The sequence below is a fragment of the Adhaeribacter pallidiroseus genome (assembly GCF_003340495.1).
Taxonomy (GTDB): Bacteria; Bacteroidota; Bacteroidia; order Cytophagales; family Hymenobacteraceae; genus Adhaeribacter; species Adhaeribacter pallidiroseus.
Map to the genome: position 1 here is coordinate 597,197 of NZ_QASA01000001.1, position 12,505 is coordinate 609,701.

Below are 12,505 nucleotides of genomic sequence, written 5' to 3' on the forward strand. Positions count from 1 at the left end.
ACAGGTTGCAAGTTGCAGGTTGAAAAGTTGTAAGGTTGTAAGGTTGGAAGATTAAAAAGTTGAAATTTTAAATTTTTTAGGTTTTTATCCGGAAGGCGCGAGTAATTGCGCCTTTTTTTTTGTTGCTGGCAGGATGATTTTTTTAAATTTTTAATCAGTAACCTGTTTCAATTTATTTTAAATCCGGGGAGATACTTTATGCAACTAATCCTCCGGAATATATTTCGTTTACTACGCCGCTACTACTGCATCTTCTCCCTGTTTTTAGGGAAGATGCCCTGCGGGGCAGAGGGGTTTACCAGATTCTATTTATATTTGTAGCTTTTAAATGGAATGACTATGTCTAAACCGCTGCGGCTTATTGTTTTAATTGGATTAGTGGTGATTATCGGGTATTTTTTAAAAGAAGCCGTATTTAGCGACGATGCGTACCTGGCAACCATTAAAAAAGAACGGCTGGCGAAAAATCAATCTTTCAAAAGTTCTTCTTCGCCCCTCGCGGAAGCCAATAGAGCTACTTTCGACAGCCTTTCTTATTACGCCATTAACCGCAAATTTCAGGTAGATGCGGATTACGAGTTGGTGCCGAACCCCGATACGCTTAAATTACCCATGACTACCGGTACTACCGAGCCTTACTTGCGGTTTGCTAAAGCTACTTTTAACCTCGAAGGGCAGCGGGTCGGCCTCACGTTATTTTTAAAAGTAGGGGCTGCCGATTCCACTTTCTTCGTGCCTTTTACCGACAAAACCAACAGTTCCGAAACCTACGAAGGGGGCCGCTTCATGGATATACCCAAACCCGAGCCAGGTGAAAAGTTAATTACCATCGACTTTAACAAAGCGTATAATCCTTTCTGCGTGTTCAATTACGATTACAGTTGCCCCATTCCGCCGGCCGAAAACCGTTTGCCTTTGGAAGTGCCGGCCGGTGAAAAATCCTACGCGAAAAAATAAAGTATCCGCCGCATAATCTAAATTCCTAAATTTGTTCTTTTAATACAGTTGATAGTGCAGGGGCTACAGACCACCGCTTATCAACTATCGACCGTGGACTATCGACTAAATTTATATGCTGATTTCATACAACTGGCTGAAAGACCTGATTAACCTAGATAAACCCGCCACCGAAGTAGCCGCTTTGCTTACCGGCGCGGGTCTGGAGGTTGAAGGGCTGGAAACCTACGATCTGGTAAAAGGTGGGCTGCAAGGCATCGTAATCGGCGAAGTGCTCACCTGCGAAAAACACCCGGATGCCGATAAGTTACGGTTAACTACCGTGGCTATTGGCGCCGAAGCTCCCAAGCAAATTGTTTGCGGTGCCCCGAACGTAGCCGCCGGCCAAAAAGTAATTGTAGCCACCGAAGGTGCAACCTTGTATCCCGCTACCGGCGAACCGTTCCAGATTAAAAAATCAAAAATCCGTGGAGTTGCTTCCGAAGGCATGATTTGCGCCGAAGATGAAATTGGCCTGGGTAGTTCGCACGCGGGCATCATGGTCCTCGATACTGATTTACCTAACGGTGCGCCTGCGGCTCAGTATTTTAATTTGCAATCCGATGAAGTGTTCGAAATAGGCTTAACTCCCAACCGGGCCGATGCTGCTTCGCATTTAGGGGTAGCCCGCGATTTACAGGCGCTTTTAAAAATCCCTTACAATTTACCAAACGTCGAAAAATTTAAAATTTCGAATAACAATCGCCCCATTGCGGTAGAAGTACAGGATAACGAAGCTTGCCCCCGATACGCGGGTTTAACTATTTCGGGCATTAAAGTAGCCGATTCGCCGGATTGGCTCAAACACCGATTGCGGGCTATTGGCTTATCGCCAATTAACAACGTGGTGGATATTACCAACTACGTACTGCACGAGTTGGGCCAACCCATGCACGCGTTTGATGCCGATAAAATTACCGGTGATAAAATTATTGTAAAGAAAGCCGAAGAAGGTACCAAGTTTATTACCCTTGATGGCGTGGAACGCACCCTACGGGCTACTGATTTGATGATTTGCAATACGCAGGAACCTATGGTCATTGCCGGGGTTTTTGGCGGTAAAAATTCGGGTGTAACATCCCAGACTACTACTATTTTCCTGGAATCCGCTTACTTCCAACCGGCTTCTATCCGCAAGTCGTCGCAGGTACACGGTATTAAAACCGATTCGTCGTTCCGGTTTGAGCGCGGTACCGACCCCAATATGGTGCTGCTGGCCCTGAAACGAGCGGCCTTGTTGGTGCAGGAAATTGCCGGAGGAGAAGTCAGTTCCGAAATAGTAGACGTTTACCCGCAACCTATACAGCCTTATAGCATTAGAATTAACCTGGCCCGGGTAAACCGTTTAATCGGGCAAGCGATTGAAACTGCCCGCATCAAAGAAATAATTACCGACTTAGGCATTACTATTACCGAAGAATCCGAAACGGATTTAGTGTTGGCGGTGCCGCCGTTTAAAGTAGATGTGCAACGCGAAGCCGATATAATCGAAGAAATTCTCCGGATTTACGGTTATAACAACATTGCGCTTAGCCCTAACCTGGCCACCAGTTACCTGGCCAAGTTCCCGAAGCCGGATCCGGAAGTATTGAAGCAGAGCATCGGGCAAATGTTGGCGGGAACTGGCTTTAGCGAGATTATTACCAACTCTCTAACGAACTCCCAATACTACGATGCGCCGGGTGCGGAAGCAGATGCCTCGCTGGTGCGGATTGTAAATTACAACAGTGCCGATTTAGACGTAATGCGGCAAACCCTGGTATATTCGGGTCTGGAAGTTTTGCGGCACAACATCAACCGCCGCCAGAAAGATTTAAAGTTGTACGAATGGGGCAAGGTGTATACCAAAGCAGGGGAGAAGTATCAGGAACAAACGCAGTTAGCCTTGTTTGTAACGGGCAATGCTGTAGGCGAAACCTGGCAGCAAGCTTCGCAGAAAGCTACTTTTCACCAATTGGCCGGAGCAGTACAGAATATTCTTACCAAACTTACCCGCGCTACTTTGAACGTACAACCCGTGCAGCATCGTTACATTAAAAATGGCGTGGCGTATTGGAGCAATAACGTGCCAGTGGCGCAAATGGGTCAGTTACCGGAAGCAGTAAGTAAGAAAGTGGATGTAAAAGAGCCGGTTTGGTACGCCGAGTTAAACTGGGATTATTTAGTTCAGCATTATACCAACCAGTTAGAAGCCGAAGAATTAGCTAAATTCCCGGAAGTACGCCGCGATTTATCGTTGGTGATCGATAAAAATGTTACCTTCGATCAGATTAAAACCATTGCCTGGCGCACCGAGCGCAAATTGCTGCAGCAGCTAAATGTGTTTGACGTGTACGAAGGCGATAAAATAGATACCGGTAAAAAGGCCTATGCGCTCAGTTTTATCTTGCAGGACAAACAACAAACCCTGACCGATAAAGTGATTGATAGTACCATGAACCGGTTAATGCAACAGTTTGAACGCCAATTAGGAGCTGTAATTCGTAAATAACTATGAGTACCGGCCGCGAGTTAGAACAAATGGCAATTTTAGAAAAACGGGTAACCCAACTAATTGCCAGTTACCACGAAGTACGGGAAAGCCTGGACCAGGCCCGGTACGTTATTCATAATTTACAGTCCATCATTGACGCGAAAGACGAGGAAATAAAAAATTTTCAAAATAGAGATAATATTTCTAAAATTGTAAACACGATAGCAGCAGAGCCTGCCCATTCAACAGAATTAAAACTGAAGATAAACGAGTATATTAGAGAGATTGATAAGTGTATTGCTTATCTGAGAGATTAAACCTGGTTGTTTAACCGGCATAAATAAATTGTTTGTTGTTAAATATAAAGAAAGTATTATTCCATTTTAACTAAACCTTTGCCCTGACTGACGGGCGAAAAAGAACAGGCAACCCAAAAACAACCAGAAATACGCAGCGGAATGAGTGAATTGTCTATAAAAATCAGGATAGCTGATCGCGATTATCCAATGCGGGTAAATGAGGAAGAAGAAGAAAGGCTGCGGGCTGCCGGCCGACTACTGAACGAACGCATGAAAGCGTTCCGGGAACAGTTTGGTACGGCCGATAAGCAGGATTTGCTGGCGATGGTGGCTTTAGAAACCCTAGCCGATAAATTGCTCACGGCCCAGAGTAAAGCCGAAAGCGAGAATACCCTGGCCGATAAACTCACTCATTTAAATAAGCTTTTAGCCTCTCTTAAATTAGAATAGCGGATAAAACAACGCTATATTCTTGTTTATTCTTTGGTTGTCGTCTGTTACAGCGGCCTATTGCTATAGTTTTTACCTAAACCCTAAAAATTATAGTTATGTCTACCACTCTTTATATTATCATCACGGCTTTAGTGGCGCTCGGCGTGGGCGTCTACATCGGCCGGGTGTTATTAAACCAGGTGTTCCGGAAACAACAGGACGCCGCCCGCGAAAAAGCCAAACTCATTATTAAAGAAGCCGAACTCGATGCCGAAAGCATCAAGAAAAACCGCATCCACGAAGCCAAAGAAAAATTCCTGAGCCTGAAAGCCGAATTTGAAGAAGATTCTAACAAAAAGAAACAAATTATTATTCAGAACGAAGCCAAAGTAAAGCAGCGGGAACAACAGGTAATTACCCAACTAGAGCAAGTAAAACGTAAGGAAACCGAATTAAATACTTTAAAAGAACAATTAACGGTTCAGGCCGAAAATTTAAAAAAACGCAAAGAAGAAGTCGAAAAAGAACACCAGTCCATTATTGGGCAACTGGAGCACATTGCTAATTTATCGGCTTCCGAGGCGCGGGAGCAACTCGTAGAAACTTTAAAAAACGAAGCCCAGATTCAGGCATCTTCTTACGTGAAAGACGTGGTAGCCCAGGCCAAACTAACCGCTACCAAAGATGCCAAAAAAGTAGTGTTGGAAACCATTCAGCGTACGGCCGCCGAGCACGCTATCGAGAACTGCGTATCAGTATTCAACATCGAATCGGATGATGTTAAAGGTAAAATTATTGGTCGCGAAGGCCGCAATATCCGGGCTTTAGAAGCCGCTACCGGCGTAGAAATTATCGTGGATGATACCCCGGAGGCCATTATCATATCGGGTTTTGATCCGGTACGTCGCGAAATTGCCCGTTTAGCTTTGCACCGCTTAGTATCCGATGGACGCATTCACCCGGCCCGCATTGAAGAAGTAGTAGCTAAAACCAAGAAAAACATCGAAGAAGAAATTGTGGAAATTGGCGAACGGACCATTATTGATTTAGGTATTCACGGCTTGCACCCCGAATTAATTAAAATGGTGGGCCGCATGCGTTTCCGGTCGTCGTATGGCCAAAACTTACTGCAACACTCCCGCGAAGTAGCTAACCTGTGTGCCACCATGGCCGCCGAACTAGGCTTAAACGTGAAACACGCGAAACGCGCCGGCTTGCTGCACGATATAGGTAAAGTAACTCCTGACGAACCGGAATTGCCGCACGCTATCTTGGGGATGGAATTAGCCAAAAAATACAAAGAACATCCGGATGTAGTAAACGCCATTGGTGCGCACCACGACGAAATGGAAATGACCGCTATGATTTCGCCGATTGTGCAAGCTTGCGACGCTATTTCGGGATCACGGCCGGGTGCCCGTCGCGAGATTATGGAATCGTACATTAAACGTTTAAAAGAACTGGAAGAAACCGCCATTGGCTTTGAAGGCGTAAACCAATGCTACGCCATTCAGGCCGGTCGCGAACTGCGCGTAATGGTAGATGCCGATAATGTTACCGACGAACGCGCGCAACAACTTTCGTTTGATATTTCGCAGAAAATCGAAAAAGAAATGCAATACCCCGGCCAGATTAAAATTACGGTTATCCGGGAAATGCGCTCGGTAAGCTACGCCAAGTAATAGGGGCCACAGTTAACAAAATGTAGAAAGGCCGGAAAATTTAAAAAACGGCATTCACAAGAGACCTTTTTTGCTTTCGGGCAATCAAGTTTTCTGCTGAATGCCGTTTTTTTATGTGGTTTTTGTAACGTCATCGGTGCGAAGAGGAGGGCTTTATTTTTAAAATTACCAATGTCCTACCTGCCTCCTTACTCTTGTACAAAGCCTTCTATTAGCGATTGGTACCAGTACAATCTTCGTTATTTTACTCCTGGATTGCTTGGATTCGTTAGGCGGGCATCGTAATATTGTGCAGCCTAGAAAATGAACATAACCTTAGACGAGATACAAGTCCCCATCGCTTCGGAAATGCGTGAGTTTGAAACCAAATTCCGCCAGTCGATGCGCTCCAAAGTATTGTTGCTCGATAAGATTATGAGTTACATTGTGAAGCGCAAGGGCAAGCAAATGCGGCCCATGTTCGTTTTCTTTTCGGCCAACCTGTTTGCCGGTGGCATATCCGAAGCTACCTATCGTGGCGCCGCCCTCATCGAATTACTACATACTGCTACCCTGGTCCACGACGATGTGGTAGATGATGCCAATTACCGGCGCGGCTTTTTTTCGGTAAATGCGCTCTGGAAAAACAAAATTGCGGTTTTGGTAGGTGATTATCTTCTTTCCAAAGGCTTACTGCTTTCGTTGCATAACAATGATTTTGAGTTGCTCAAAATAGTGTCGAACGCGGTGCGGGAAATGAGCGAAGGCGAACTGATGCAAATGGAGAAAGCCCGTAGTTTAGATATCACCGAAGAAGTTTATTTCGAAATTATCCGGCAGAAAACCGCCTCCCTGATTGCTTCTTGTTGCGCGGTCGGTGCCGCTTCGGCGGGTGCTGATCTGGCCAGCATTGAAAAAGCGCGTTTATTCGGCGAAAAAGTGGGCATTGCTTTCCAGATTAAAGACGATTTATTTGATTACGGCACCGCGGAAATCGGCAAACCGGTGGGCATTGATATTAAAGAAAAGAAAATGACTTTGCCCCTCATCTATGCCTTGCAAAAAGCCAGTTGGCTTACTAAGCGGCAGATGATTTACAACGTTAAAAACAACAATGGTAAAAACCAGGTAGTGGCTAAAGTAATAGACTTTGTGAAAAGCTCCGGGGGCCTGGATTACGCCATTACCTTAATGAACCGCTTTGCTAATGAGGCTCTGGAAATCCTGCACACCTTTGAACCTTCGCCATCGCGTACCTCCCTGGAGCAATTGATCCGGTTTACCATTGAACGGAATAAGTAAAAAGCGCCAGTTGCACTATAAAAATTTAAAAAAACCGGGTGTTTAGGCTTAAGTAAGGGCTTTTTTAGTTATCCAGAAATACAAGGGCCTCTCTACCGCATAATATAACAAAATAGCCAAAGCATTCAGCGCTAAAAAAATAATCCATTTATTGGGCAACAGATGGAAATAAAATACTTCATAGGCTATCCCGCTGTGAATCAGGAAAAAAGCATACGAGCTTTTACCTACTATTTGAAAAAAATTAGTGCTTAGCAGCCGCGACAAAATGGTATTTTCAGTAATTAAGCCAAATAATAAAAGACCAATAACTACGGGCAGACAAAAATTATTGATCCCTATACTGTACATAATAGCTTTATTATTTTCTACAAACCAAACCTGATCGCTGGTCCAGGCAATTAGTCCAAAACCCAAAAGGGTGAGTAAAAAGCCAGCCGTGGTATAGTAGTTTTTCTGAGGCAAAGTGGCCAACTCCCGATAATAGTGGGCCACCAAATAGCCGCAGTAGAATTCAAAACAATGGCCAAAAAAGGTAAAATCTAACATGAAGCCGAGAGAATCCACAAAAGAAGTGGCGTAATAGGCTTTGGCAAAAACCACTAAGGTACTGCCAGTTAGAATTAACATAGTTATGGTTACGAAGCCATTCCGGCGAAACATAATAAAAAGAATGGGAGCCAGAATGTAAAAACACGCTTCTACTGTTAAAGACCAACCCGGCCCAATGCCGCTAAATTTATAAGCATCAAAAAATCCTTTTAGTAAGGTGATATTTAAAAACCAGTGCAGCAGTTCAAAATCTTTTTGCCACAACAAAATAAGAAGTGTCCATAAAAAATAAAGCGGGTAGATGCGGGCAAATCTTTTTACTAAATAGGTATTATAACTGGTTGAACCGGAAAATTTATTGTACTGGTAGGTAATCAAAAAGCCACTCAACACAAAAAATAAAGTTACGCCAGTGTAACCAGCAAAAACCATTTTGTGCCAAAAAACCGAGCTATTCGGATATGGAAGCGCGTGATGGAAAAAAACGAGATAAGCGGCAATGGCCCGTAAACCAGTAAGTGCCGGGAAATATTTTTTTAAATTTATCACGGCTTTATCCTGCAAAAAACCTGAAACTCTTGCTTTAAGCAGATAAGTCTTTAAATTTTTTAAAGACTTATCCGGTGAAAAGACTAAAACCAGCCAACATTCATTAAATGGCAGTAAGGTAAGTCTTTACTCTTTTACCAATTTATCGATGGTTTGGTTAAAATCCTGCACAAACTCGTCGTAGTATTTGCCGGTGCCAGGTCCGGAAAAGCCCGTGTGAATTTTTCGAACGTCGCCTTTTTTATCGATGAAAATAGTGGTCGGAAAACCCAGCACGTGGTTGAGCATGGGTAAGGTTTTGGCGGCTTCGTCTTTGTCGCGGCTGCCGGCAATTAACAAGTCGTAGCCCACTTGCAGGCGGTCGCGCATTCTTTCTACGCGCGGTTTAGCCTGGTTAAATTCCGGACTTTGCTCGTAAGCCAAGCCAATTATTTCGAGGCCGCGGTTTTTGTTTTTTTCGTAGAAAGGCGCTAGAAACTTGGTTTCATCCATGCAATTCGGGCACCAGGAACCCAGTAATTGCACCACTACTACTTTGTTGCGGTACTTTTCGTCGGTGAGCGATACTTTCTTGCCGTTTAAATCCGGAAACGCAAAACTGATCTTGCGGTAGCCTTTTTTCAAATAAGTTAAAGTATCTGCCGAAGGTAACTCGGCTTTCTCGTTGCGGATGCCCTTCCAGGAAGCGTAGCCTGATTTACCCGCCCAGAAATCGCCTTTTAACTTTTCGGTGCCGTCGGGTTTGGCTTTAAACAAATAAGCGTGCGTGCCATCAAAAGTAGAGAGGCGTAGCTCTTCGTTGTCTACTTCGCCGGCCAGGTAGCGGTAGTCGCCGGTGGTACTTAAAAAAGTACCTTTCAGCTGGTTGCCTTGTTGTTCAAACACGCCAATGGCTTGGTCTTCGCTGCCATCGCTGTTTTTAAAAACCACATCCCATTTGCCGGTGTAGTTATAAGTCGCTTCTTTCGGTTTCTTCGAGAATCGGTAATCTTTGCCCAGTTCGGCACTAAAAGAAACCTGGTAAGGCTCTTTTAAGTGGTAACGCGTCCATTTTCCTTTTAGTCCGTCCTGCTGGTCGTTGATGTGGGCTTGTAAATCAGCATCAAAAATATGCAGCGGAATGTTAACGGAATCGCCGGTGATGGTAATTTCGTTGAGTAATATTTTTTCTTCACCGTTAATTAAATAAGCGATGGTTTTACCAGCATCGTTCTGACTAACCTGCATTAAAAAAGGTAGTTCCTGGTCCGAAACATTGAGTATTCCCCGCCACATGCCCGGCTTTAAAACTTTCGGCTCGGGTTTGCACGCAAAAGCCAATAGCAGAACCAGTAGTACTAAAGATTTATAGTAAAATTTAAAAAAAGCAGAAAATTTCATAATGCGGAAATGAAAATTAAGCATTTACAACAAAGTAATGGGGTATTTGTTGTAAAAGTAAAAAAGAAATAATCCGTATTTTATAATTGTCTACTAAGTTACTAGAATTAAAATTCTCCGGTTATAATAACAAAATTTGCGCGAGTCCATAAGTGCGGAACCAGAACATTGGTTTTGTTTAATCTGGTTTATATGGGTTAAAATTTAAATAAGTTTAAAATCAAGGACTTAAGTTGAGTGGTATTTAAAACCAGAAACTAAATCGCACGTTTTAATTAAACCAATAAATTCCGGCGTGGCCTAACCAAACCGCTCGTCCGGAACACGAGGTACTGAATCAAAATACGTTTGTTATTTGTTATGATTTTAAATAGTAAAATAGGTACGGCTTAAATAGTACTTTTATTTGGGGTTATATATATTTGCGCCAATTTAATGGGCATTGGTCCTAAATAAGTTCCGGCCGAGATAAAACAATTTTCACATCAGTAACCAATAATTATAAATATGGCTTTTGATATAGATATGATTAAGGCAGTGTATGCCGGCTTAGGGGATAAGATTGCGGCTGCCCGCCAGGCAGTTGGCCGTCCGCTTACCCAAACAGAAAAAATATTATACGCTCATTTATACAACAGTCCGGCTACCCAGGCCTACGAACGGGGCAAGTCGTACGTTGATTTTGCGCCCGATCGGGTAGCGATGCAGGATGCTACGGCCCAGATGGCTTTATTGCAGTTTATGCAAGCGGGTAAACCGCAGGCCGCGGTTCCTTCTACGGTACACTGCGACCACTTAATTCAGGCGCGGGTAGGGGCTAACGAAGACTTAGCGATTGCCAATAACGAAAATAAAGAAGTTTACGATTTCTTAGCTTCGGTTTCTAATAAATACGGCATTGGTTTCTGGAAACCCGGTGCCGGTATTATTCACCAGGTAGTACTGGAAAATTACGCGTTTCCGGGTGGTATGATGATTGGTACCGACTCGCATACACCTAACGCGGGTGGTTTAGGTATGATTGCCATTGGGGTAGGAGGGGCTGACGCCGTAGACGTTATGGCCGGGATGGCCTGGGAATTAAAATTTCCGAAAGTAATCGGCGTAAAGTTAACCGGTAAATTAAACGGCTGGACGGCTGCTAAAGACGTAATTTTAAAAGTAGCGGGTATTCTTACCGTTAAAGGTGGTACCGGCGCTATTGTGGAATATTTTGGCGAAGGGGCCAATAACCTATCGTGTACCGGTAAAGCTACCATTTGTAACATGGGGGCGGAAATTGGGGCCACTACGTCGGTTTTTGCCTACGATGAAAAAATGAAAGCGTACCTGGAAGGTACCGAGCGGGCCGATGTAGCCGCCTTAGCCGACCAGGTGGCTGAACACTTACGTGCCGATGACGAAGTTTACGCTGATCCGGAAAGCTTCTACGATCAGTTAATTGAAATTAATTTATCCGAACTGGAGCCGCACGTGAACGGTCCGTTTACCCCGGATGCGGCCTGGCCGATTTCGGAATTTGCTGCGGCGGTAAAAGAACACAATTGGCCCGCTAAATTAGAAGTAGGTTTAATTGGTTCGTGTACTAACTCTTCTTACGAAGATATTACCCGCGCTGCTTCCATCGCCAAACAAGCGGTTTCTAAAAATTTAACTGTTAATGCCGAATATACCGTTACGCCGGGTTCGGAATTAGTGCGCTACACCGTAGAGCGCGATGGTTTGCTGGATACTTTTGCCGAAATGGGCGGGGTAGTATTAGCGAATGCCTGTGGACCGTGTATTGGCCAATGGGCGCGCCACACCGACGATCCGAAACGCAAAAACTCCATTATTACTTCTTTTAACCGGAACTTTGCCAAGCGGAACGATGGTAACCCCAACACGCACGCGTTTGTGGCTTCCCCGGAAATTGTAACGGCTTTTGCCATTGCCGGTGATTTAACTTTCAACCCCTTAACCGATACCCTTACCAATAAAAACGGCGAAGCCGTGAAGTTAGATGAGCCTACCGGGATTGAGTTGCCGCCCCAAGGTTTCGACGTGGAAGATGCCGGCTACCAGGCCCCAGCCGCCGACCCGAGCCAGGTACAAGTTATCGTGGATCCAAATTCGGATCGTTTGCAATTACTCGAAGGCTTTGCCCCGTGGCCGGGTACCGATTTAACGGGTTTACGGTTATTAATCAAAGCCCAGGGTAAATGTACCACCGACCATATTTCGATGGCTGGTCCTTGGTTGAAATACCGCGGTCACCTGGATAATATTTCCAATAACATGTTAATTGGCGCGATCAACGCTTATAATGGCGAAGCCAACAACGTGAACAACCAACTGGATGGTACATCCGGCGAAGTGCCGGCCGTAGCGCGCGCCTACAAAGCAGCCGGTATTGGTACGGTAGTAGTCGGTGACGAAAATTACGGCGAAGGATCTTCGCGGGAACACGCGGCCATGGAGCCACGGCACTTAGGCGTTGTAGCGGTACTGGTAAAATCATTTGCCCGTATCCACGAAACCAACCTGAAAAAACAAGGTATGCTGGCCTTAACTTTCGCGAACAAAGAAGATTACGACCAAATCCGGGAAGATGATACGCTGGATATTGTGGGTTTAACCGAGTTTGCGCCGGGTAGTCCCTTACACGTAGTATTGCACCACGCCGATGGTACCACGCATACTTTTGAAGTATTGCATACGTACAACGAAGGGCAGATTGCCTGGTTTAAAGCCGGCTCGGCGCTTAACTTAATCCGGATGCAGGAGCAAACCACTTCTGGTCCGATGCAAGGTTAATAATGTTAAATACATAAGTAAATAAAAAAGGCCCTCCCGGAGGGCCTTTTTTATTTTTATACTTC

The 12,505-nt window shown here is 44.7% G+C and carries 9 protein-coding genes; 7 read left to right on the forward strand and 2 right to left on the reverse strand.

Annotation, left to right across the window (positions count from 1 at the left end):
- Positions 1-339: 339 nt before the first annotated feature.
- The 6 genes from AHMF7616_RS02190 (at position 340) to AHMF7616_RS02215 (ending at position 7,163) form a co-directional block, all read left to right on the forward strand.
- Positions 340-957 carry a DUF1684 domain-containing protein gene (locus tag AHMF7616_RS02190; protein WP_158546077.1) on the forward strand — a complete coding sequence of 206 codons (618 nt, stop codon included), beginning with the start codon at positions 340-342 and terminating at the stop codon, positions 955-957.
- Positions 958-1,072: 115 nt separating this feature from the next.
- On the forward strand, positions 1,073-3,487 hold the full coding sequence (pheT, locus tag AHMF7616_RS02195; RefSeq protein ID WP_115371395.1) for a phenylalanine--tRNA ligase subunit beta: 2,415 nt from the start codon (positions 1,073-1,075) through the stop codon (positions 3,485-3,487).
- 2 nt (positions 3,488-3,489) lie between these two features.
- Positions 3,490-3,786 carry a hypothetical protein gene (locus AHMF7616_RS02200; RefSeq protein ID WP_115371396.1) on the forward strand — a complete coding sequence of 99 codons (297 nt, stop codon included), beginning with the start codon at positions 3,490-3,492 and terminating at the stop codon, positions 3,784-3,786.
- A 141-nt stretch (positions 3,787-3,927) separates the two neighbouring features.
- Positions 3,928-4,218, forward strand: coding sequence for a cell division protein ZapA (locus AHMF7616_RS02205; RefSeq protein ID WP_115371397.1), 291 nt, complete (start codon positions 3,928-3,930; stop codon positions 4,216-4,218).
- 98 nt (positions 4,219-4,316) lie between these two features.
- On the forward strand, positions 4,317-5,882 hold the full coding sequence (gene rny / locus AHMF7616_RS02210) for a ribonuclease Y (protein ID WP_115371398.1): 1,566 nt from the start codon (positions 4,317-4,319) through the stop codon (positions 5,880-5,882).
- Between the two features lie 303 nt (positions 5,883-6,185).
- Complete coding sequence (locus tag AHMF7616_RS02215; RefSeq protein ID WP_115371399.1) at positions 6,186-7,163, forward strand: polyprenyl synthetase family protein; 978 nt, start codon at positions 6,186-6,188, stop codon at positions 7,161-7,163.
- A 48-nt stretch (positions 7,164-7,211) separates the two neighbouring features.
- On the opposite strand, the gene AHMF7616_RS02220 is transcribed toward AHMF7616_RS02215, so the two are convergent.
- Positions 7,212-8,264: an acyltransferase family protein gene (locus AHMF7616_RS02220; protein WP_158546078.1), complete on the reverse strand. Its 1,053-nt coding sequence runs from the start codon at positions 8,262-8,264 to the stop codon at positions 7,212-7,214.
- Between the two features lie 126 nt (positions 8,265-8,390).
- Complete coding sequence (locus AHMF7616_RS02225; RefSeq protein WP_115375421.1) at positions 8,391-9,644, reverse strand: peroxiredoxin family protein; 1,254 nt, start codon at positions 9,642-9,644, stop codon at positions 8,391-8,393.
- A gap of 507 nt (positions 9,645-10,151) precedes the next feature.
- Between AHMF7616_RS02225 and AHMF7616_RS02230 the strand changes: the two genes are divergently transcribed.
- Positions 10,152-12,440: an aconitate hydratase gene (locus AHMF7616_RS02230; protein ID WP_115371401.1), complete on the forward strand. Its 2,289-nt coding sequence runs from the start codon at positions 10,152-10,154 to the stop codon at positions 12,438-12,440.
- The last annotated feature ends 65 nt before the right edge of the window (positions 12,441-12,505 follow it).